This is a genomic window from Burkholderia sp. AU33545 (assembly GCF_020419685.1).
Lineage (GTDB): Bacteria > Pseudomonadota > Gammaproteobacteria > Burkholderiales > Burkholderiaceae > Burkholderia > Burkholderia diffusa.
Genome location: NZ_JAIZRQ010000011.1, coordinates 49,815 through 72,865, shown reverse-complemented (window position 1 = coordinate 72,865; position 23,051 = coordinate 49,815). Strand labels below are relative to the sequence as shown.

The following is a 23,051-nucleotide window of genomic DNA, read 5'->3' as shown; positions in this document are numbered from 1 at the left end:
CGAAGGGCCATGTTACATATGCACTTGCAGTTTGGTAGTCCGGCGGTGAAGGGCGAATCCGCGGACAAAGACCATCAGGGCTGGATCGAACTGAAATCGTGGGATCACTCGATCGTTCAGCCGCGTTCGGCAACGGCATCGACCGCAGGCGGTCACACGATGACGCGCTGCGAGCACGGCGACATGATTTTCACGAAGGAAATCGATTCGTCGAGCCCGCTGCTGTATCAGCACGCATCGGGCGGCACCACGTTCGATGAAGTGACGGTCCATTTCTCGCGCGCGGACGGTGAAGGCAAGCGCGTGCAGTATCTGGAAGTGAAGCTCAAGTACGTGATCATCTCGAGCATCGCTCCGAGCGTTCGCGAAGAAGGTCTGCCGCTCGAGACGTTCTCGCTGAAGTACGCGGCCGTGCAGTGGAAGCAGACCCAGCAGAAGATCGGCGGCAACCAGGGCGGCAACACGCAGGGCGCCTGGAGCCTGACGAAGAACGACAAGACCTACGCGGTCTAAGGTCGGTTGCGGCAACGGGGCGCGCGGCGTCCCGTTGCCGTTTTCGCTGTGCACGCCGGCCGATGAAACGATTCGAACCCAGTTTTCTCGACAAGCTGTTCGACGACGAACCGCATCTGCCGGCCTCGGCCGCGATGCGGCAATTGTCGCTGGACGAGCTCAAGAACACGGTCGCCCGCGACGTCGAGGCGATCCTCAACACCCGTATCGCGCACACCGAGATCGAGCTGGCCGCGCTGCCGGAATGCCAGAAATCGGTGCTGACCTACGGGCTGAACGATTTCGCGGGGCTGAGCCTCGCGAGCCACTACGACCGCGCGTTCATCTGCAAGTCGATCCAGCAGGCCATCGCGCGCCACGAGCCGCGGCTGCAGCAGGTGCAGGTGACGTTCGAGCTGAACGAGCAGTCGACCAATGCGCTGTACTTCGCGATCCAGGCGCTGCTCGTCGTGCATCCGGCCGAGGAGCCGGTGAGTTTCGACGCGATGCTGCAGCCGTCGACGCTGCAGTACTCGGTCACGCGCACGCGCGCGGCCAGAATGCTGTAAATCAAGCCGCCGAGCGGGCCGGACCGCCCGGTGATGGTTCAGGGTCCGGCAGGGAATATTGAGGTTCGGGGTCGTCGATGGAAGAATTGCTGCCGTACTACGAGCGCGAATTATCGTTTTTGCGGCGCTATTCGCGAGATTTCGCCGAACGTTATCCGAAGATCGCCGCGCGGCTCGCGTTGTCCGGCGAGCACTGCGAGGACCCGCACGTCGAGCGGATGATCGAGTCGTTCGCGCTGCTCGGCGCGCGCATCAACAAGAAGCTCGACGACGATTACCCGGAATTCACCGAAGCGCTGCTGGAAGTGCTGTATCCGCACTACCTGCGGCCGTTCCCGTCGTGCTCGATCGCGCAGTTCACGCCGGCTTCGCCTGGCCAGCAGACCGAACCGGTCGTGATCGATCGCGGCACCGAACTGAAGAGTCGCCCGATCCGCGGCGTGCAGTGCCGCTTCCGCACCGCCTACGACGTGACGCTCGCGCCGATCCGCATCTCGGAAGCGCGCTACGTGCCGGTCGCGCTCGCGCCGAGCGCGACGGTGCTGCCGTCCAACGCGACGGGCGTGATCTCGATCACGTTCGAATCGCTCGCGGCGCAGCTCGATCTCGGCGCGCTGAAGGTGCCGACGCTGCGTGCGCACCTGCACGGCGAGCAGTCGTTCGTCGCCGCGCTGACCGACTGCCTGTTCGTCAACGTGCTCGGCGCGTATGTCGAGCCCGAACGCAACGGCCGCTGGACCGCGCTGCGCAAGCTGCCGATCGCGCAGGCCGGCTTCGACGAAGACGACGCGCTGATCGACTATCCGGCGAAATCGCATCCCGCGTATCGCCTGCTCACCGAATATTTCGCGTTCCCCGACAAGTTCGATTTCGTCGACTTCGACCTCGCGGCGATCGCGCGCGCGTCGGGCCGCTGCCAGCGCGCGACGCTGCATCTCGTGCTGCAGGACGTGCGCAGCGATTCGCACGTCGCGCGGTTGCTCGAGCTGCTGACGGCCAGCCATTTCCGGCTGTTCTGCACGCCGATCGTCAACCTGTTCCGCCAGCACGGCGAGCCGATCCGCATCACGCACCGCGCGGTGTCGTATCCGGTGATCGCCGAGGCGCGCCGCGCGTTCGCGTACGAGGTGTACTCGATCGATTCGGTGAAGCTCGTCAGGCAGCAGGCGCATGAAGAATCGGTGATCGAGTTCCGGCCGTTCTATTCGCTGCATCATGGCGAATCGGCGCGGATCGGCCATTACTGGTTCGCGCGCCGCAACGACTGGGTCGCGCAAAAAAGCCCCGGCTATGAAACCGAGATATCGATCGTCGACATCGACTTCGAGCCGACGTCGCCGCAGACCGACACGCTGAGCCTCGACCTCACCTGCACGAACCGCGACCTGCCGTCGATGCTCGCGTTCGGGCTCGAAGGCGGCGACCTGTTCCAGGAAGGCGGCGCGCAGACGAGCGGCATCTCGCTGCTGAGGCGCCCGACGCAGAGCGTGCGCTTCGAGCGCGGTCGCGCCGCACACTGGCGGCTCGTGTCGCATCTCGCGCTGAACCACGTGTCGCTGGTCGCGCACGGGCTCGCGCCGCTGAAGGAAATGCTGACGCTGTACGACCTGCGGCGCACCGCCGTGTCGATGCGCCAGATCGACGGCCTCGCCGGCGTCGAGCAGCGCGGCGCCGTGCAGTGGCTGCCCGGCAAGCCGTTCGCGACCTTCGTGCGCGGCATCGAGATCCGCCTGACGATCGACGAGGAGCACTTCGTCGGCGCGAGCCTCGCGTCGTTCGTGCGCGTGCTCGACAGCTTCTTCGGGCTTTACGTCCACCTCAACAGTTTCGTTCAACTAGTCGTCGTGTCGAAGCGCACCGGCGAGGAGATCATCCGATGCAAGCCCCGGACCGGCGAATCGATCCTGGCGTAGTCGACGCGCTGCTCGACGAGCCGCACCGCTTCGAGTTCTTCCAGGCGGTGCGCGTGCTCGAGGGGCTGTTCGCGCGGCAGGCGTCGGATGCCCCCGGCGCATGGCGGCAGGGCGACGTCGTCGCGCAGCGCATCGAATTCCGCAACACGCTGTCGCTCGGTTTTCCGCCGAGCGAGATCGAGGGCGCGCGCTCGTTTGACGACGACGGCACGCTGCTCGACTCGGGCGAGCAGCGCGGCGCCGCGCTCGCGGCCGGCGAGCTCGGCCACGTCGAGCTGACGCCCGCGTTCTTCGGGCTGCTGGGCGGGCAAGGCGCGCTGCCGCTGCACTACACCGAGCAGATCGTCGCGCGCGAGCACCTGAAGCGCGACCATGCGGCGCGCGCGTTCTTCGACGTGTTCTCGAACCGCGCGACCGCGCTGTTCTACGCGGCGTGGAAGAAATACCGGCTGCCGTTCCATTACGAGCTCGATCGCGACGAGCGCTACCTGCCGCTGCTGCTCGCGATCGCCGGCGTGCCGAGCGACGAGGTGCGCGACAGCCTCGCGGCCGGCGCGGGCGGCGTGCTCGACGAGGCCGTCGCCGGCTACGCGCTCGCCGCGCGGCACCGGCCGATGTCGGCCGCGTACCTGCAGCGCACGCTGTCCGATTATTTCCGCGTGCCGGTGAAGATCGACCAGTTCGTCGGCAAGTGGTACGACGTGCCGACCGACCAGCTGAGCGTGCTCGGCGAAGTCAACGCGGTGCTCGGCGCGACGGCGCTCGTCGGCGAACGCGTATGGCAGCGCGACATGCGCGCGCGGATCGTCGTCGGTCCGCTGTCCAAGCGCGACTACGAGGCATTCCTGCCCGGCGGCCCGCAGGCCGTCGCGCTCGAGCGGATGCTGACGCTGCTCGCCGGCGTCACGCTCGAATACGAGGTGAAGCTCGTGCTGAAGCGCACCGAGGTCGGCGCGAGCGTGCTCGGCGCCGGCTCGCGGCTCGGCTGGGACGCGTTCCTCTGCACGCGCGACGCGGTCGACGACCGCTCGGACGCCCGCTACGAACTGCACGTGATTCACTGATTCCGAACGACAACAACACGCAATCGAACCTGAGATCGACGCCATGAGCACGCCTCTGAAGACCCTGATCACGAAACTGAATCCGCTGTGCCGGCACGCAACCGAGCGCGCGGCGAGCGCGTGCCTGGCGCGCGGCCACTACGAGGTCGATCTGGAGCATCTGTTCCTCGCGCTGCTCGACGAAGCGACGGGCGATCTGCCGCTCGCGCTGCGCGCAAGCCGTGTCGATCCGCATGCGCTGCGTGCCGATCTCGAGCGCGAACTCACGCGCCTGAAGACGGGCAACACGCGCACGCCGGTGTTCTCCGTGCACCTGATCGCGCTGTTCGAGCAGGCATGGCTGATTGCGTCGCTCGATTCGCAGCTCGGCCGCATCCGCTCGGGGCACCTGCTGCTCGCGCTGCTGACCGCGCCCGATCTCGCGCAGTTCGCGCAGCGCATGTCGTCGCGGTTCGCGGAAATGAACGTGACGGACCTGAAGCACAAGTTCGACGAGATCATGGCCGGGTCGAGCGAGGCCGAGCCGCGCCAGGCGGATGCGGAAGGCAGCGACGTCGCGCCGGCCGCCGACGGCGCCGCGCCCGCGGCTGGCCCGTCGAAGACGCCCGCGCTCGACACGTACACGACCAACCTCACGCAGCGCGCGCGCGACGGCAAGATCGACCCGGTGATCGGCCGCGAAGCCGAGATCCGCCAGGCGATCGACATCCTGATGCGCCGCCGCCAGAACAACCCGATCATGACCGGCGAGGCCGGCGTCGGCAAAACCGCCGTCGTCGAAGGGCTCGCGCTGCGGATCGCCGCCGACGACGTACCGCCGCCGCTGCGTGGCGTCGCGCTGCACGTGCTCGACATGGGCCTGCTGCAGGCCGGCGCGAGCGTGAAGGGCGAGTTCGAGAACCGGCTGAAGAGCGTGATCGACGAGGTGAAGAAGAGCGCACATCCGATCATCCTGTTCATCGACGAGGCACACACGATCATCGGCGCGGGCGGCCAGGCCGGCCAGAACGACGCGGCGAACCTGCTGAAGCCGGCGCTCGCGCGCGGCGAGCTGCGCACGATCGCCGCGACGACCTGGAGCGAATACAAGAAGTACTTCGAGAAGGATGCGGCGCTCGCGCGGCGCTTCCAGGTCGTGAAGGTCGAGGAGCCGAGCGAGCCGCTCGCGGCCGCGATGCTGCGCGGGATGTCCGGGCTGATGGAGAAGCACTTCAACGTGCGGATCCTCGACGATGCGATCACCGAGGCCGTGCGCCTGTCGCATCGCTACATCAGCGGCCGCCAGCTGCCGGACAAGGCGATCAGCGTGCTCGACACCGCATGCGCGAAGGTCGCGCTCGCGCACAGCGCAACGCCGGCCGCGATCGACGATACGAAGAAGCGCATCGAGCGGATCGACGCGGAAATCGCGTCGCTGGAACGTGAAGCGGCCGGCGGCGCGTCGCACGACGAGCGGCTCGGCGAGCTGCGCGGCGCACGCGACACGGCGCTCGCGCAATTGACCGAGGACGAAGCGCGCTATGAAGCCGAGCGCGCGATCGTCGCCGAGATCACCGAGTTGCGCGAAGCGCTCGACAAGGCACGCGGCCCGTCGGAAGACGGCCAGCCGGTCGACGTGCAGGCGACCCGCGACAAGCTCGCCGAGCGCGTCGCCGCACTGCACGCACTGCAGGGCGGCGAGCCGATGGTGCCGCTGCAGGTCGACGGCCACGTGGTTGCCGAGATCGTCGCGGCATGGACGGGCATTCCGCTCGGCCGGATGGTGAAGGACGAGATCGACACGGTGCTGAACCTGCAGCCGCTGCTCACCGCGCGCGTGATCGGGCAGGACCACGCGCTCGACGCGATCGCGCAGCGCGTGCGCACCGCGACCGCCAACCTCGAGGATCCGAACAAGCCGCGCGGCGTCTTCATGTTCGTCGGGCCGTCGGGCGTCGGCAAGACAGAGACCGCGCTCGCGCTGGCCGACATCCTGTACGGCGGCGAGCGCAAGATGGTCACGATCAACATGAGCGAATACCAGGAAGCGCACAGCGTGTCGGGTCTGAAGGGGTCGCCGCCGGGCTACGTCGGCTACGGCGAGGGCGGCGTGCTGACCGAGGCCGTGCGCCGCAATCCGTATTCCGTCGTGCTGCTCGACGAGGTCGAGAAGGCGCACCCGGACGTGCTCGAGATGTTCTTCCAGGTGTTCGACAAGGGCACGATGGACGACGCCGAAGGGCGCGAGATCGACTTCCGCAACACGCTGATCATCCTGACGTCGAACGTCGGGTCGGCGGCGGTGATGCAGGCGTGCCTGAACAAGCCGGCCGAGGAGCTGCCCGATCCGGACGCGCTCGCCGAGGCGCTGCGCCCGCAGCTGTACAAGACCTTCAAGCCGGCGTTCCTCGGCCGGATGAAGGTGGTGCCGTACTACCCGATTTCCGACGACGTGCTGGCCGAGATCATCGAGCTGAAGCTCGAACGCATCCGCCGCCGCATCGAAGCGAACCACAAGGCCGCGTTCGAGTGGGACGAGTCGCTCGTCGATGCGGTGCTCGCGCGCTGCACCGAGGTCGATTCGGGCGCCCGCAACGTCGACCACATCCTGAACGGCACGCTGCTGCCGGAGATCGCGGGCCACGTGCTCGGCCGGATCGCCGACGGCGCGGCCATCGCGCGCATCGCGGTGCGCGCGGACGAGGCCGGCGAATTCGCGTACACCGTCGAATGAGCCCCGCGCGCGACATCTCATGCATCAACGGATTCACTGAACCATGCCGATCAATCTCCCCGAGCTGCTGACGCCGATCAGCGACGCGTCGCCCAGCGGCGACGACCTGCTGTTTTCGAACGAATTCGACGCGATCCAGGACGCGCGGCGCTACGACGATCCGACGCTCGACCAGGGCGAATGGGTGACCGAGATCAAGGAGGCCGACTGGGGCTTCGTCGTCGATCACGCGGGCGAGCTGCTGCGCACGCGGACCAAGGATCTGCGGCTCGCCGTGTGGCTGACCGAGGCGCTCGCGCTCGAGGACGGCATCACCGGCCTCACCGAAGGTTATGCGCTGCTGGAAGGCCTGTGCCGAGACTACTGGGACACCGTGCATCCGCTGCCCGAAGGCGACGACGTCGAATACCGGCTCGGCAACGTCGCGTGGCTGTCCGGCCGCACGGCCGAGCTGCTGCGCGGCATTCCGGTGACGGAGGGCGCGTCGAACGCGTTCACCACGCTCGACTGGGAAGTCGCACAGCACGTCGCGCAGGCCGTGAGGCGCGACCCCGAGCATGCGGACGACATCGCACGCGGCAAGCCGTCGGTCGAGCAGGTCGATGCGTCGCGGCGCGTGACGCCGATCGCGTTCTACACGACGCTGCTCGCCAACCTGAAGGCGTTCGAATTCGCGCTCGATGCGTTCGAGGAGCGGCTCGTCGAACGCGCGGGCGATTCGGCGCCGAGCTTCCGGCAGGCGCGCGACGCGTTCGAGACCGTGTACCGGCTCGCCGAGCGCTTTGCGCGCGAGCAGGGCTATACGGGTAGCGCGCCGCACACGCAAGCGGCGCCGCAGGCGCAGCCCGAGCGCATCGAGCCGAGCTTCGGCGACACGTTCCACAGCGAGGAGACCCACGTGCAGTCGCAGACCGCTCCGCGTCCGCCGGTGACGCAGATGATCGCCGGCATCCAGAACCGCGCGCAGGCCGTCGACCAGCTGCGTGCCGTCGCGCGTTACTTCCGCCAGACCGAGCCGCACAGCCCGGTTGCGTATCTCGCGGACAAGGCCGCCGAATGGGCCGACATGCCGCTGCACAAGTGGCTCGAGAGCGTCGTGAAGGACGACGGGTCGCTGTCGCATATTCGCGAGCTGCTGGGCGTGAGGCCCGACGAGCAGTCTTGAGCGATGGGGTTTTGACCTGAGAGCGCGGGCCCGGCAGGTTCGCGATGAACGAGAAGAAGGGTGACGCATGAACGTGACCGAACTGGCGCAGGCGATCCGTGGTGGCCTGATTCAGCAGGACCGCCTGCTGAAGACGGATATCCCGTCGCTGCCGAATAACGCGCTCGTGCCGCGCCGCGCCGTGACGCGGTCCGAGCTCGGCCGAGATTTCAGCGTCGTGCTCGACCTCGTGTCCACCGCGAGCGAAGGCGGCGGCTACGATTTCTCGAATTTGAATGATGGGGAGCGGGCGAAGATGCTGTACCTGTCTCACCACTTGGGAGCGGCCGATGCAAAACGGTATTTGGCCGGAACAATTGCTGCGGAGGACACGTATACGGAGCAAAGCCGTACCGTCCGCCCAGGCTCATCGCCCGCGGGGCCAAGACGCGTTTGACCGCGCAGGTGGGAAGCGCGGCAGCAGCGAAGCGTGCGGAATAGAACGGTGGGAACTATGTCAAGGCTCATCGCCTGTGGTTGAGCCATCTCATCGACACAGGTGTCAACTTCAAGAACTTCGCATGCGATGCTTCGAAACTTGAAGATGTTCGCCCACTGTTGGATCTTGTGACTGTCGTCGGTGGTGCGAACCCCACTTTTTAGGAGGTGGGCTTGTTGAAGTCGTTTGTTGTAGTGTTGATGACGGTCTGTTGCATCAATGTCAAGGCGCAGACCTCGGGTGGGGATCACGATACGATCCGCACCGTTGCGGGCACATTGCAGATATCAAAGATCGCCCGGCCGGGAAGCGACGACGTTACATTCAACGTCGAGCTCGATGGCAAGCAATTCGATCACCTTTACGGTTCACGCTATGTCTACTATCCGGATTCGAAAGAACAGGACAAGGCCGTCTCGCGGCTGATCGTCGAAGACTTCAGCGGTGGTTTTTCAGACCCACCGGTAATCTCCCTGTACGACTTCCGCCAAAAACCCGCTGCCGTCTTGCCGGTTAGCGACAAGTTGGATATTGACGACGTTCGATGGCTGCCTGGCCGCGTACTGCTAAGCGTTGGGGGGAAGTGGTTTGCTTTCGCGAACGGAAAGCTTGTGGCGGTTCACAATAGAAGGAAGTAACTCGAGATGTCCGCGGGGTGAAAGTCGCTGAGGGCGTATCGATCCAGATGGAGTTCCTCGGATTGCTCGATACCGTTTCGTCCGTCATGTCGGAGGAAGCCGAGAACGGGTCGGAATGGTTACTTATCCGGGTATGTTCGAGATCAGCTGCGATATCGGCCAGCCTGCGGATGCCGCGCGATTTTGGCCCGATTGTTGTCGCGATTGATGTTGCCGTTGCTGTCGGACATATCGTCATTTACGTAGATAAAAAATCGCATTTGCCGAGTGGACAACTAAAATCGATACGTCGGAAGGGCATGCTGGGCAATATTCGGAAGGGAAAACATCATTGAATAGGGCAATGAGATTTTCGAGTCTGGTGAGCCGTGTTCTGGCAGGGTGCCTGCTCGTGACGGCCATGGCGGCGTGCGGCAAGCCGGAACCGACATACAGCGGGATTTCGGTCATGGCTCAGAACTACCTGCCCTATAACCTGGATAAATTCACGATCACCGATGCTTATGGCAACAAGGCAGGCGGCGGTGGCGACAGCATGCCGGGGGGCGGTGGGGGCGTGACTTGTTGCTATCAGCTCAAGGGGACCGAGTTCATCGTCAAATGGGACTACTACGACGTTGACCAGTGGCATAAGGGCGACGAACAGACGTTTCACGCCGAAGCAAAGGTTGTGCTGCCTCCGTCAAAGGTTCCGGAAAATGTGGGCAGCCGAATTCTTGCAGTTCATTTTTATCCGGATCGCCACATCGAGCTTCAGTTTCCCGGCACGCCGATGGACGAATCGCGTATTCCGATGATCGATGTGTCGCACTGGATGTCGACCAACTATCAGGTGCAGTTGAGCAAGCGATACGACGAACGCGAAGACCAGCAGTTTCGCCGTATCGCGCGTATCGTGGCGGCAGCATGGTTGAAATACCGCCTGACCGATTCAGATGACTTGAAGCAGTACGCGTACTACGCCTTGCTGGTGAATAGCCGTTTCGACGCGCATCCGGAGGTTCAGCGCGTCTTGAAAGCCGCTGCGGATCGGCCCGGCGTGTTTGCAACGTCGATGCGGTCTCTGCCGAAGAGCGTCCTATCCGAATTGACGACCGGCCAGTTCGAGCCGGTTGCCTTGCCGGCGGTTCCAGACGGCTTGTTGCCGCCGTCACGTGCAGAGGAAAAGCAGCGTGGCTGAGAGAATCAAACTCGACCCGGATGACGGGAACGCAGTACGTTTCCTTCCCGCGCAACGATCAGCCGTCGCGCCCCGACCGGCACGATACGACGTCTGATCCGAATCCGGTCTGCCGGCGCGAGTCACGAACCGCCGATACGTTTCCGCGCGCGCCGAGTCTTTCGCCTCAACGATTGCTTCTTCCTATCCTCGATCCACGGCAGCATCGAAATGCTCATCGCACACAGCATCAATCCGCCGATCAGGGCGAATAGGCCGAATCCGATTTCACGCACCCATGCTCCGCCCTCAACCGCTTCGTTGCGCCGCGCAATGCCGGGAAACATCGGCGAAACGCGCAGGCCATCGTTCGCGGCCGCATTGCAGTACGTCTTCGTGAACGCTGCGAACTGTTCGTGGCTGATGTTCGAGGCGGCCGAACGCGAATACACCGGCGACCCGGCAGGCTGCCACGCTGTATCGTACTGCTGCGTCTGTCCCGCGCCATAGCGGAAGACGGCGCGCGCCTCCCATGTCGCATCGGATTTGCCATATCGCAGAGACAACTCGCATCGCTCGACAATGGCGGGGACGTGAGGCCACACACGAGCGCGAACGAGGATGGCAGAATTGACGGCGCCAGCTACACCCATCAGCACGAAGGCCGCACCGAAGAGCAGAAGAATGGCCGACCGCAAGCAGCGCATTGCGTATTTCACTGGAATGGTCGGATTCAGTAGTCGGTCGGTCAGGCGATCGGCCTGTTGACAATGCGGGGAGATGGGGGCTGCACGATCCGGCGGGACGAGTCTGCCGGTATCCTGCCACCGGCTCGCCGCACAGCCGAACCTCCGCCTACTGCCCCACCCGGAACTCGATCCGCCGATTCCTGGCCCGCCCATCCGCCGTGTCATTCGGCGCGATCGGCTGATCCGGCCCGACGCCCGTCGTCGTCATCTGCTGCGGCGGGATGCTCTTCGTGATCAGATAACCCTTCACCGCATCCGCGCGCGCCTGACTCAGCGCGATGTTCGACGTCCGGTTCCCCGAATTGTCGGTGTGGCCGATGATGTCGACCGTGCGGTTCTGCATCTTCGCGAGCGCGGCCGCCATCTGGTCGAGGATCAGCTTGCCCTGCGGCGTCAGCGTCGCGCTGCCGGTCTCGAACTCGATCGTCCGGTTCGCGAGCGTCTGGTCGAGCACACCCTGCTCGGATGCCGACACGCGCAGCCCATTCTTGATCGTGTAAGTCGGGTTCAGCGTGTTCGCCATGTCGCTCGCGAGCTGCTGGCGCTGTGCTTCGTTGTGCACCTCGCCCTTCATCTCGATCTGCGTGCCGTTGATCTTCAGTTGCCCCTTGCTGATCTGCTTGAGCTGCGCGCCGAGCAGCTTCTGCACGTTCGCGCTCCAGTTCGGCGGCGTCGCGACGTCGCCGACCTCGATCTGGTCGACCACATTCACCGCGCCGTAGGTGTCGCGCAGCTTCTGCAGCACGGCGGCCTTGGTCGCCTCGTCCGGCACCTTGCCGCCGACCACCACCTGGCCGGGTGTCGCGTTCGCGGGCGGCGGCGAGATCGTGCCGGCCGTGCCGTGCACCACCGTGCCGGAGGCGGTAGCAGGCGCGGCGCCGGGGTTCGTGTTGGACGACGGCAGCGCGGTCGTCGCGACTGTGCCGTTGCCGATCGGCGTGACGGTCGCGCCGCCGGTGTTCTGCGCGTAGGCCGCGCCGCTGGCGACGAGGCCGGCGGCGGCGAGGGCGGCAACGAATGCCGAGAAGCGCATGCGCCGGACGTGATTCGTGCGTTGCATCCCGTCAGCCTCCGATGAACGCTTCGCGGAACGCGTCGATGGCGACGCGCAGCGAGAGTTGCGGTTGGTCGAGGTAGCTGACGAGCTTGCTGATCTGCTGATCGTTTTGCGCATGGGCGTCGATCCATTCGGGATCGTCGATGTCGATGTTGTGGGCGGCGTAGGTCTGCGGGTCGACGACGCTCAGCAGCGTCTTCGACGACGCGCCGTTGAAGCCGATGATCAGCCGTTCGCGCTCGGCGATCGTGCCGATGAAGATCGCGAGCTCGAAGTCGGCCTGCGCGACGAACGGTGCGATCAGTTCGAGCCAGAACGCGGCGACGAGGCTTCGGTAGAACGGATCGACGGGCAGCGGCAGCGTGAGGCCGCGCTCGATGTGCGACGAGCCGCTCTGCATCACGGGCCGCAAGAGCGAGCCGAGCGCGAGCATGGCGCCGCGCAGCCGGACCGGATGGCCGCTTTCGAGCAGCATCTGCTGCAGGCCATACAGCGACTGGTGTTCGATGAAGTCGTTGAAGGTGCCGTCATGCGACGTGCCGGGGCCGCCGACGTCGATCGGCACCTGCGTGTCGCCGAGCGCCTGCAGCGCGCCGGGCGGCTCCTCCTTCGCGAGCAGCGGCGGCATCTGCGCGGCGACGCGCGACCACAGCCGGGCGAACGCGAGCGGGCTGCGCGCGAGGAACGCGAGCGGCCGGTCGACCTCGAGCGCGGTCGCGCCGAGAAACGGGAAGCGGCGCATCGACACGTCGTGGCTCGCGACCATGTGGCCCGCGATCGCGAGCTTGCTGCGCGAGCCGAGGAACGCGAAATGCATCGGCTTCGCATCCTCGTAGACGATCTTCCAGCGCGGATCTTCCGCGAGCAGTTCGAGCGCCTGCGCGATCCAGCGATCGAGCGTCTGCAGCAGCTGCGGATTGTGCGGGCTCTTCACGAAGTCGCCGCGCGACGGAATCTTGCCGAAGTAGGCGATCTGCGCCTGAACGGTTTGCGTCATTGCGCCCCCTGTGCATTCGTTGCGGTGGCGGCCGCGACGGCCGGTGCCGGTGTCGGTGCCGCGGCCGGCGTGCCCGTGCCGGCCTGCGTCGCGTTCTGCGCGGCACCCGCGCTCGCGTCGGCGACCGACGACGGCAGCTGCAGGCCGCGCAGGCTCTGCTGCTGCGGCTGGTCGCCGCCGCCGCTCGTCGGCTGCGACGTGCTGATGATGCGCATCGTCACCGACACGTTCACGCTGCCCTGGACCCACGTGAGGTCGAAGGTGCCGTCCGGACGGCGCTTGCGCTGCGCCGAGTTGATCAGCTTCTCGAGACCGTAGCGGCCCGGTTCGTTGACGAGTTGCACGGTGCGGCCGTCGAAGGTCGTCGCGGACAGCGTCGCGCCCGGCGAGCCCTGCGGGTTCGGCCACACGAAGTTGGTCCACTGCGGCGGCGTGTTGCGGTAGCGCAGTTGCTGGCCGTCGATCGCGATCGTGTATTCCGTCGTGCCCGTGCTCGGTTGCGGCAGGATCTGGAACACGGTCTGCGGTTCGGCCGCCGCGGCCGCGCCGCCCGCGGCGCCGCCGGCGAGCGGGGCGACCCAGCGTGCGAAGCCGTTCGTGAAGTCGGGCGTGAGGCCGATGCCCATGTCGCCCCACGTGCGGGCCGCAAGCGTGTCGCCGCGGCGCACCGCGAGCGGGCCCAGCGTCGTGCCGACGAACTTCGCGATCGCGCCGTCCGGACCGAACACCTGCGCGATTTCACCGGCGCCGGCCTCGACCTTCGCGTTCGCCGCGAACGGGTACTTCGTCGCGAGCGAGCTCTGGAACGGCTGGTAGACCTGCGCGTTCCACACCTTGTTGACTTCGGCGCTCGCCGGCTGGATCACCACCGAGAACGCCTGCATCAGCGGGCGCACCAGGAGCGGACGCAGCGACTTGCGTTGCGAATCGGTCAGGCCCGTCAGCATCTGCTCGTCGACGAACTTCAGCGAATCGGCCAGTTCCGAGCCGTTGCCGTCGAGCGTCTGCTGCATCAGCTGGCGCGCGCCGGGGCCGGGGTCGCCCTGGTTCTTGATCACGTTGAAGCGCGTACGGACCTTCGACAGCGAGTCCATGTAGCCCTTGAGCATCGACGTGCCGTCGTGCGTCGTGACGATCCGCGCGAGCCCGATGAACTCCTGGCCGATCGGACCCATCGGCACCTCGGCCGGATTGCCGTTGATGTCGATGTTCGCGGCCGCCACCTGGCCGGCCTGCGAGCGCGTGAACAGTTGCTTGACCCAGTTCACGACGCCGGTCTGCGCCTTCTTGATCGCGACGTTCGCCAGCGACGGGTTGTCCCACGACGTCTGGTCGTACGCGGTCTCGAGGATCTTGCGGATCGGCGAATCCTGCGGGTCGCCGAGGCGGTTCATCCCGTCGACGGCCTGGCCGAAGCTGCTGAAGCCCTGCACCGCGATACCCTGCATGAACTTCTGCCAGTGCTGCGCGTATTCGGTCTTGTACATGCCGACGAGCGTCTTCTGGATCTGCTCGGGACTGCCTTCCAGCGTCAGGTCGTCCTGCGTCGACGTGTTCAGCACCCAGTCCTTCGCCTGCAGTTCCTTGGTCGCCGCGTCGCGGATCGCCGGCTGCACGTAGTCGAACCACGCTTCGCGCGTGAACGTGCCCGGAATCGCATAGCTGCCGGCGACCAGCCCTTGGTTGCCGTCACCGACGATGCGCGCGATGGTCATCGGCGCGAAGCGGGTCGACGCGCGCGCCTTGATTTCCTCATAGACGCGCTGGCGGGCCGGCATGCCGCGCACGACGCGGCGCAGGTTCTCGCGGGTCTGGTCGACGAGCGCGAGGTTCGCGTCGATCATCGGCCAGTCGTCGTCGTTTACGCGCGCGAGGTAGAACGAGATCATGCGCTCGGCGCTCTTGATCATCTCGTCGCGCGGCATGTTGCCGCGATTCGTCTCGAGCCAGCCGCGCCAGAAGCGTGCGAGCTGGTCGGTCAGGTGCGCCTGTTCGACGTGACGCTTGTCGGACAGCATCAGGTAAGTCTTCAGCGCGTTGTACGCGTCCTGCACGTTGGTCGGCGACGCGTCGCTGTACAACCCGCCCTGCGGTGCCGCCGCCTGTTGCGGCGCGGCGGCGGTCGCGGCGGGTGCGCCTTGCGCGGCGCCGGCGAGCGGCGTGGCGCCCGGCGGGTTCGTCGATACGGGAATCGGGCCGCCCTGCACGGCGCCCGATTCGGGCGGGCGCGTCATCGGCACGAGCTGTTCGGGGTGCGCGTTCACATCCTTCATGAACGACGCGAGGTTCTGCGAGACCGGCGCCAGCAGGATCTGGCGCACGCCGTTGTAGTACTCGGTCAGCAGGTGCTGTTCGAGACGGTCACCCTGGTACAGGCCGAGCGACACCGACACCGGCTTGTCGCGGCGGAACTGTTCGAGCTGTTCGATCCGGTCTTCCAGGATATCCATCGCCTGCAGACGCGACTGCAGATCGTTGCGGCCCTGCTGCAGGCGCGTGACGTTGTCGAGGTCGGCCTGCACGTTCGCGACGAGTTGCTGGTTGCCGATCGTCGACCAGGTCCAGCCGCCGAGCGCGAGCGCGAGCGCCGCGACGAAGCCGAAGAAGGTCGCGTAGCGCAGCCGGGTCTTGGTCGGGCTCGCGAACTGGCGCACGGTCTGGCGATCCGCGAAGATCACCTTCGAGAACAGGTCGCGCAGGAAGAAGCCGTTCTTCGAAAACGCGCTGTGCGGCTTCGGCAGCGCGCTCGCGTCGAGGCCGAAGCGGTGCGCGATGCGCTGCGCGGCGGCGCTGTTGGTTTCGCCTTCCTGCAGCGCGCTGGTGAAGTAGAAGCCGCGGAAGATCGGCTTGTACTGGAACGGGTTGTTCTCGAACAGCGTCGCGAGGAACGCGCGCAGCGACGGCTTGATCGTCGAGAATTCGAGCGGGAAGCTCAACTGGCCCGGCGACAGCTGGTTGCCGCGCGACAGCGACAGCTGCGCGACGCTGATTTCCTTCAGCCCTTCGTAGAGCTCCTCGAAGTGCGTGTCGAACTGCGCGACGACGTCGCGCTTGTCGTCCGGCTCGTAGGGCAGGGTGGCGCCCCACACGCGGTCGTATTCGTGCTTGTCGCTGCTGCTGAAGAATTCGGTGAAGCCGGTGATCAGGTCGGCCTTCGTGAACATCACGTAGACCGGCGCGAACACCTCGAGCTTTTCCGTCAGCTCCTGAACGCGCTGGCGGAGGTTTTTCGCGAGGTTGATCGCGAATTCCGGGCGGTTGCCGGTCAGTTCGGCGATGCTCGCGGTAACGATGATGCCGTTGATCGGCGCCTTCGGGCGATAACGCTTCAGCAGGCCAAGAAAGCCGAGCCATTCGCTGCGGTCTTCCTCGTGCACCGAGTAGCGGCCGGCCGTGTCGAGCAGGATCCCTTCGGTCGTGAAGAACCAGTCGCAGTTACGCGTGCCGCCGATGCCGTGGATCACGGCGCTGTTCTTGTCCGCGAACGGAAACTGCAGGCCGGAGTTCAGCACCGCGCTGCTCTTGCCGGCGGCCGGGTTGCCGATGACGATGTACCACGGCAGCTCGTACAGCGCGGAGCCGCCCGACACCTGGCCGATCTTCGACGTCTTGATCGTCTTGACCGCGTCGGAGAGGCGCGTGCGCAGCACGTCGAGGTCGGCGGTCTTGGTGTCGGGTGCGAGCGCGGCCGCGGCCGGCGCGGCGATCTTGCCGGTTTCCGCCTGCTCTTCCAGCACCTGGCCGAGCTGCTGGTTCGCGCGCTTCACGCGCCAGCGGCGTACCAACGCGACACCAAGCCACAGCACGAGGATCGCCGCGAAGGCGATCGCCGCCCACAGGAGCGGCAGCTGCAGCATGTCGGCGACGATGAAGAGAATCGCCGCTAGCGCGATGATCCCGACAATCGAGAGCGTACGCGGATGAGTCAGCACGTTGAGGATGCGTTGCATAGGACGTTCAGGTTCCGGTGCGATTCGGTGAGGCGACGCAGGCGCGCCGAGCGGCAAGCGTGGCGCCGCGATGTGTCGCCATGCTGTCAAACGGGATGAAGGGGGCTGGCATCAATGCGCCCGCGGCATCGGAGAAGGCGCGCGCAATAATGAAAGGACGCTGTGAGAATTAAAACGGAAGCGGCGATTGGAAAAAATCGTGCAACGGAATGCCCGATCGATTGCGCCGCTCAAATCGTTTCCTGCCGGATGATTAAAAAGCCCCATGCCGCCCTCATTATTTCTTGTCCGGCAGCCCTGACTAGCTGCCGCGTCCCAGTTTAAAACCGGGTTTATGGTATTCCACGTGCCCGAGATCCATCATTTTCCATCGGCCTCCCCAGGTCAGGCCGACCTGTTCGGCAACCTGTCCGTACAACTGGTAGCCGCGCATCGCCCAGGGATCTTTCTCGGAAATGACCAGCTTGCCGTCGCGCAGAAACGCGTTGTCGCTCGCGAGCCCGAATTGGTGATAACTCTGGAAGGCCGCCGCATTGGTCACGTTGGTGCCCATTTGCGCGAGCCGGTTCTGTCGTTCCGGGCTCCGATAACCTTCCAGCAGCGCCATCTCGTAACCATATTGTTCGTGCATGATCTTGTAGACCAGCAGCAAACGCGTACGGAAATCGGGATCCAGCAGGTTCCAGTCGCGGCTCGCGTCCTTCAGTGCCGGCCGCACCTGTTCGACTTCCTTCGTGGCAAAGACTTCCGGCGGCAACGGCGGGGGCGGCACGAGCTGTTCGCCCTGCAGCAGCGCGGCGATCTTCTCGTCCGGCACGCGCGCCGTGTCGTCGTACTGAAACAATTGCCGACCGCGTAACGCAATGGCCACCAATGGCGGCGTCGCAAGAATACCTGCCGACACCATAATCATCAAGCGCCGCCGAATCAGTAAATTTTGCACATCGCTTAATGCGCCGCGCGTAACGGTTGCCGATTTAACAATTTGACTTCGCGTGCGTGCGGCGCGAGCGTTCGCGCGGCGCGTCAGGCGGCCGTGAAACTGGGCGACGGATTCGAAAACCGCCGTGCGGATACCCGGTAAAAGCAACAGTGCCGCGACCGCGACGGCAAGGGCGAAATAGGCGACGAGTGCGACGGCAATCAACGAAATCCCCGGAAATTGGAATTGATTGTGTTTTGCAATGCTTGCTCTTAGAATCAGGCTGCTTTGAGAGGCCGGGCTATATTATCGCGGTGAATTAAACCAGGATTCAATGAGACGCTGAATGAGTGCGCCGGAAAATTCAAATTCGAAAACCCCGCCGAGCCTGCTGTCCGATACCAAACCGGCAGGTGAGGGTGGACCGCAGCAGTCGCGCATTCTCGCGAATCTGGAAGGACGTGTCACGCCGCCGGCCGAAGCGCCGCGCCGCTCGCTGAAGGGGCCGATCGCGGCTGTCGTCGCGCTCGTGGTCGCCGTCGGCGGCTGGGGGGCATGGCGCTGGCAGCAGCAATCCGGCGAGCAGGCCGTCGTGGCCGCCGCGCCCGCGCAGGCAGCGGCGAAGGCCGAGGCAGCCAGCGGCGGCGCCGTGCAGGTCGCGCAGAATGCCGCGTCGGCCGCTCCTGCCGCGCAACCGGCCACGATCGTCAATGACGATGCGGCGTCCCAGACCGTTGCGTCCGCATCGGGCGCGTCGGGCGCGGACAACAGCCGCTTGTCGCGCGCGCTCGCGAACGGTGCCGACGATGCATCGGGCGCGGCCACGGCTGGCGCCGCCGCCGCGGCTGCGACAGCGAAAACCGCGAAGGCCGACGCCGCGCAGAGCGGCAAGGTCGCCGCACGCAGCAAGGCCGATGCGAAGGCCGACGCGAAGGCGGAGGCCCGCAAGCACCACAAGGAACAGCAGGCGGAGCTCGCGCAGGCGAAGAAGCGTCGCGACGCGACGACCCGTACCGCGAGCGCAAAGGCCGCCGGGAAGGACGATCCGGATGCGGACCTGCTCGCCGCGCTCGTCGCACGCACGAAGCCGGCGGACAAGAAGGTCGCCGCGCAGAAGGGGCAGGTCGTGCCGACCAAGACGGCCGCCACGACGGGCGGTTCGCTCGCAGTGCGCGTGAAGGAGTGCTCGGAGCGCGGCTTCTTCGAGGATCAGCTGTGCCGGTGGCGCGTCTGCGACGGCCACTGGGGCAAGGATCCGGCCTGCCCGACCGCCGCGCAGTCGGAGACGCGGCAGTAGCGAGGCGTCACGCCGGCCTGCTCATCGCACATGCGCCGCCCAATGGGCGGCGCATTGCTTTTTGGGGCTGTCCGACGCCGGACGTCCGTATGTGACCCCGTCACGAAAATGTCGCATACGTCGGGCATACGTTTCCTTTCATTTCCCGGCGTGGCGCCGCAATGCGCGATGCGCGGCGCGGCCGCGCCGCACGACCTTCGACACGATGGATCTGATCGTACAGACTTACGGCGCCGATACCTCCGGCATGGTGTGCGGATTCCGCTTCGTCCCGGGCGGATCGGGTGCGATGCTCGATGCCGACGCGGCCGCCGCATGGCTGCGCACGTGCCGCGCGCGCGAGGCAGCTGCCTCGGACGATTTCGTCTGGCTGCACTTCAATCTCGCGCACGGCGCGAGCGAGCGCTGGATGCGCACGCACCTCGGATTGCCCGACAGCTTCTTCGAATTCCTTCACGAAGGATCGCGCTCGACGCGCATCGAGCAGGAGGACGGCGCGTTGCGCGCGATCGTGAACGACGTGATGTTCAATCTCGAGCTGACGCCGTCGGAAATCGCGACGCTGTTCGTCCACGTCGAGCGGCGCATCATGATCACCGCGCGGCTCAAGCCGCTGCGCTCGGTCGACACGCTGCGCGCCTGCGTGCGCGACGGCGAACAGTTCCGGTCGCCGGCCGAACTGCTCGTGCACCTGCTGCGCGACCAGGCCGACCTGCTGATCCAGATCATGCGGCGCACGAGCATCGACGTCGACCGCATCGAGGATCGCTTCCTGTCGCAACGGCTCACGTCGAATCGCGTCGAACTCGGCGCGATGCGTCGTACGCTGACGCGGCTGCAGCGCATGCTCGCGCCCGAGCCGGGGTCGATCTTCCGGCTGCTCGCGAAGCCGCCCGCGTGGCTGCATGCCGAAGACGTGCAGGAACTGCGCGAGTCGACCGAGGAGTTCTCGCTGGTGCTCGCCGACCTGTCGGGGCTCAACGAGCGGATCAAGCTGTTGCAGGAAGAGATCGGTTCGCGGCTCGACGAGCAGAACAACCGGACGCTGTTCACGCTGACGCTGGTGACCGTGATCGCGCTGCCGATCAACATCGTCGCGGGCTTCTTCGGGATGAACGTCGGCGGCGTGCCGTTCTCGGAGAACAAGCACGGGTTCTGGCTGATGGTGCTGCTGGTCGCGGGCTTTACCGCGCTCGCCGCGTGGTGGGCGTTTCGCCGGCGCGATGATCGCTAGCGGCGGCCGCAAAAAAACAGGCCCCGCATCCGGAGCCTGCCGAAGGACGTGAAAGATTGAACGCCGGCCGGCGCCGCAAACTCCGCGGCACCGGCCGGCCGGACCACGACGTTACTGAACCAGCGTCTTGCGCGGCTTGAACATGCCCTGGTAGCGCAGCGACGGACGTTCCTTCACCGTCGGCGCGATGCCGCCGAAGCTCGGCGTCTGGCGCAGCTTCATCGCGGCCGGCGAGGCGACCGAGCCGATCGACGTCGAACGCGAAGCCGGCGCGAGGTTGTTCGCGACGAGCAGTGCGGCCTCGCTCTTCAGGTTCGCGAGCAGCACCGGATCGGTCGAGCCGTTGACCTGCGTGAGCAGGCCGCTCCACGCGGCATCGCTGTAGTTCACGACGTAGTAGTCGAGACCACTCGGATCCGCGACCACGCCCGTGCAGCCGTCGATCCGCGTCTGCGTCTGCGTATCCTTCAGCGCGAGCGTCGTGTGTTTCGCGAGCCCCTGGCCGTACGCGAGCGTGATCGGTACCGTCCACTGCAGGCCCGGATACGCGTTCTTGTTCGGGAACGGCTGCTGTTTCAGCGTGACGACCGTCTGGTTCTTCGTCATGTCGCACTGCGTGTCGAGCGAGATCAGCGGCACGCCCGTCTGGCGCACGTAGCTGTCGCCGATCGGGCCGACCGGCTGGCCGCTCGCCTTCGACAGCGCATCCCACAGGCGCTTCGGTGTGCCGTTGCCGAACGAGTAATCGACCAGGTATTGCTGCAAGCCCTTGCGCAAGGTTTGCTCGCCGAGATAGTTCTCGAGCGTCTTCAGCACGTGGCCGCCCTTGTCGTAGGTGAACGCGCTCGCGCTCAGCACGAAGTCGTTCGACGCCCAGTCATTGAAGTTCGGCGCGACCGGGAATGCGTTCGGGCCGATGTCGCGATTGATCACGCGATACTTGTTCTTCACCTGATCGAGCCAGCTGAACTCGTCGGGGAAGAACTGGATCGTCGTCTTCGTCTCGAAGAACGTCGCGAACGATTCATTGAGCCAGACGTTGTCCCACCAGTCGGTCGTGACGAGGTCGCCGAACCACTGGTGCGCGACTTCGTGCGTCAGCACCTCGTTACCGTAGTGCGACATCGGCTGACCCGGTTGCGGCAGGATGTCGTCGGCGAACTCGAGGATCGACCCCCAGTTCTCCATCCCGCCGAAGTTCAGGTCCTTCTGCTCCTTGAACGCATCGTTCGCGGCGACCGTGTCGAACTTCGTCAGCGGCAGCGGGATGCCCGTGTAGCGGTAGTAGAAGTCGAGCGCCTGCTTGGTGCGGTCCATCGCCGGCTTCGCCCAGTCGCTCATGCCCGGCGGCGTGAACACGCGCAGGTGCAGACCGCCCTTGCCGCCCGGCAGGGGGCTTGAGAAATCGTCCTCGTAGGTGTCGAACATGCCGCCGCCGAAGAACAGCAGGTACGACGGCATCGGCGGCGTCTTCTCGAACTGCACGAGCTTGTAGCCGCCGCCGACGTTGGTCGACGGCTTCTCGGCCGCGTTCGACACGACGCGCCAGTTCTGCGGCACTTCGGCCGTCACTTCATAAGTCGGCCGGAATGCCGGCTCGTCCCAACCCGGGAACCACTGGCGCGACAGGTTGGTTTCGCCCTGCGTGAGGATCGCGCCGCTCGTCGTGCCGTCGGTGCTCTTCAGGTCGACACGGAACACGCCTTCCGCGGCCGAGCAGCCCGGATACGGATCGTCGCCACAACTGCCGCCCGTCTGCGTGGCCGGATCGTCGTACGACTTGAAGTTGATGATGCCCGACCACTCCATGTGGAGCGAATAGTTGCCCGGCGAGATCGTGCCGGCGACGGGACGCAGCTGGTAGAAGTCGCCCTTGTCCTGCGGCGTCGCGATCAGCTGGATGTTGCCCGGCTGCAGCGTGATGCGGCCGTTCGTGAACTTGATCCGGTGGCCGGCGATCACGATGTTGTTGACCGGCTTGAGCACCTTGATCTCGACGTCGGCGCGCCCGTCGAACGCGTTCAGCGCATCGTTCGGTCGGAACCACAACCGGTAGTTGACGGGTACCACGGTGTCCGGCAGTTCGACAGGCGACACGCTCTTGTCGACATTGGACGCGCTCGGCGGCGTGTTGGCGGCGGGCGACGAGCTCGAGTGCGGCGCGCCGGCAGAGCTGAGCGCGGAAGCCGAGCCGACACCGCTGTCGTCGCCGCCGCACCCGGCGAGCGCGAGTGCGGCGACCAGCGGCAGGTAACGCATCTTGTGAATGTTGATCGACATGACTGAAACCTCGATTGTTGAAAGAATCGTTCAGTGCTGCGAAAACGCCGGCAAAGGAAATCCCTCGCCGTTAATCAACAGCGACGAGAAATGCCAATGACGGATTATTCGAAAAGACGGCCGGCCGACTACGTGAAGGTAATCATGGTTTACTGCCCCCTCTGTGTTTCCGGATGTCGGTTAACTTGCCGGTTCAAAATGGCCGGGCGCGTGTTGTACTGAATTGATTTCGCGCGCACGACACGGGGCCGCCCGCCCTGCGCGGGCGTGCATTCCCTTTGAACCGACGACCCACGGGGCTGGCCGTGCAAGGCCGCAGGACGGAAGGACGGCGTGTCGCCGTTCCGTAAAATCGCCGTCATGCGGCTTGAAGG

General features: G+C 65.6%; 17 protein-coding genes and 1 pseudogene. 12 read left to right on the top strand and 6 right to left on the bottom strand.

Features of this window, described 5'->3' with window-relative positions; genetic code table 11:
• Positions 1-9 precede the first annotated feature (9 nt).
• The 10 genes and pseudogenes from LGM71_RS30515 to LGM71_RS30470 all read left to right on the top strand — a co-directional run bounded on the left by LGM71_RS30515 (position 10) and on the right by LGM71_RS30470 (position 10,212).
• Positions 10-513, top strand: a complete 504-nt coding sequence (locus LGM71_RS30515) for an Hcp family type VI secretion system effector (protein WP_006477093.1) — start codon at positions 10-12, stop codon at positions 511-513.
• A gap of 62 nt (positions 514-575) precedes the next feature.
• Positions 576-1,061, top strand: a complete 486-nt coding sequence (tssE, locus tag LGM71_RS30510) for a type VI secretion system baseplate subunit TssE (RefSeq protein WP_059465243.1) — start codon at positions 576-578, stop codon at positions 1,059-1,061.
• A 77-nt stretch (positions 1,062-1,138) separates the two neighbouring features.
• On the top strand, positions 1,139-2,974 hold the full coding sequence (tssF, locus tag LGM71_RS30505; protein ID WP_124905091.1) for a type VI secretion system baseplate subunit TssF: 1,836 nt from the start codon (positions 1,139-1,141) through the stop codon (positions 2,972-2,974).
• Complete coding sequence (gene tssG, locus LGM71_RS30500; RefSeq protein ID WP_059607866.1) at positions 2,938-4,038, top strand: type VI secretion system baseplate subunit TssG; 1,101 nt, start codon at positions 2,938-2,940, stop codon at positions 4,036-4,038. The genes tssF and tssG overlap by 37 nt, the downstream gene beginning before the upstream one ends.
• A gap of 43 nt (positions 4,039-4,081) precedes the next feature.
• Positions 4,082-6,751 carry a type VI secretion system ATPase TssH gene (tssH, locus tag LGM71_RS30495; protein ID WP_226118217.1) on the top strand — a complete coding sequence of 890 codons (2,670 nt, stop codon included), beginning with the start codon at positions 4,082-4,084 and terminating at the stop codon, positions 6,749-6,751.
• 43 nt (positions 6,752-6,794) lie between these two features.
• Entirely contained in the window at positions 6,795-7,916 is a 1,122-nt protein-coding gene (gene tssA, locus LGM71_RS30490) for a type VI secretion system protein TssA (protein ID WP_226118198.1), read from the top strand.
• A gap of 67 nt (positions 7,917-7,983) precedes the next feature.
• Positions 7,984-8,163 (top strand): annotated as a pseudogene (locus LGM71_RS30485) (hypothetical protein); the annotation flags it as partial.
• 404 nt (positions 8,164-8,567) lie between these two features.
• Positions 8,568-9,032, top strand: coding sequence for a hypothetical protein (locus LGM71_RS30480; protein ID WP_226118197.1), 465 nt, complete (start codon positions 8,568-8,570; stop codon positions 9,030-9,032).
• A gap of 17 nt (positions 9,033-9,049) precedes the next feature.
• Complete coding sequence (locus LGM71_RS30475; RefSeq protein ID WP_226118196.1) at positions 9,050-9,367, top strand: hypothetical protein; 318 nt, start codon at positions 9,050-9,052, stop codon at positions 9,365-9,367.
• 8 nt (positions 9,368-9,375) lie between these two features.
• Positions 9,376-10,212, top strand: a complete 837-nt coding sequence (locus tag LGM71_RS30470; protein WP_226118195.1) for a hypothetical protein — start codon at positions 9,376-9,378, stop codon at positions 10,210-10,212.
• A gap of 122 nt (positions 10,213-10,334) precedes the next feature.
• Here the strand turns inward: LGM71_RS30470 and LGM71_RS30465 are convergent, their stop codons facing one another.
• From LGM71_RS30465 to LGM71_RS30445, 5 genes are all read right to left on the bottom strand, one after another.
• Entirely contained in the window at positions 10,335-10,910 is a 576-nt protein-coding gene (locus LGM71_RS30465; RefSeq protein ID WP_226118194.1) for a DUF3592 domain-containing protein, read from the bottom strand.
• 136 nt (positions 10,911-11,046) lie between these two features.
• On the bottom strand, positions 11,047-12,000 hold the full coding sequence (locus tag LGM71_RS30460; protein ID WP_124905085.1) for an OmpA family protein: 954 nt from the start codon (positions 11,998-12,000) through the stop codon (positions 11,047-11,049).
• Between the two features lie 4 nt (positions 12,001-12,004).
• Positions 12,005-12,994 (bottom strand): type VI secretion system-associated protein TagF, encoded by a 990-nt coding sequence (tagF, locus tag LGM71_RS30455; protein WP_059607872.1) that lies wholly within the window; start codon positions 12,992-12,994, stop codon positions 12,005-12,007.
• Positions 12,991-16,944 (bottom strand): type VI secretion system membrane subunit TssM, encoded by a 3,954-nt coding sequence (gene tssM, locus LGM71_RS30450; RefSeq protein WP_226118193.1) that lies wholly within the window; start codon positions 16,942-16,944, stop codon positions 12,991-12,993. Before tssM ends, tagF begins: the two co-directional genes overlap by 4 nt.
• 301 nt (positions 16,945-17,245) lie before the next feature.
• Positions 17,246-18,091, bottom strand: coding sequence for a M15 family metallopeptidase (locus LGM71_RS30445; RefSeq protein ID WP_059607874.1), 846 nt, complete (start codon positions 18,089-18,091; stop codon positions 17,246-17,248).
• Between the two features lie 121 nt (positions 18,092-18,212).
• On the opposite strand from LGM71_RS30445, the gene LGM71_RS30440 reads away from it, so the two are divergent.
• Positions 18,213-19,163, top strand: coding sequence for a phage tail protein (locus LGM71_RS30440; RefSeq protein ID WP_226118192.1), 951 nt, complete (start codon positions 18,213-18,215; stop codon positions 19,161-19,163).
• A gap of 205 nt (positions 19,164-19,368) precedes the next feature.
• Complete coding sequence (locus tag LGM71_RS30435) at positions 19,369-20,397, top strand: transporter (RefSeq protein ID WP_226118190.1); 1,029 nt, start codon at positions 19,369-19,371, stop codon at positions 20,395-20,397.
• Between the two features lie 111 nt (positions 20,398-20,508).
• Here the strand turns inward: LGM71_RS30435 and LGM71_RS30430 are convergent, their stop codons facing one another.
• Positions 20,509-22,677 (bottom strand): M1 family metallopeptidase, encoded by a 2,169-nt coding sequence (locus LGM71_RS30430; RefSeq protein WP_124629103.1) that lies wholly within the window; start codon positions 22,675-22,677, stop codon positions 20,509-20,511.
• Positions 22,678-23,051 lie beyond the last annotated feature (374 nt).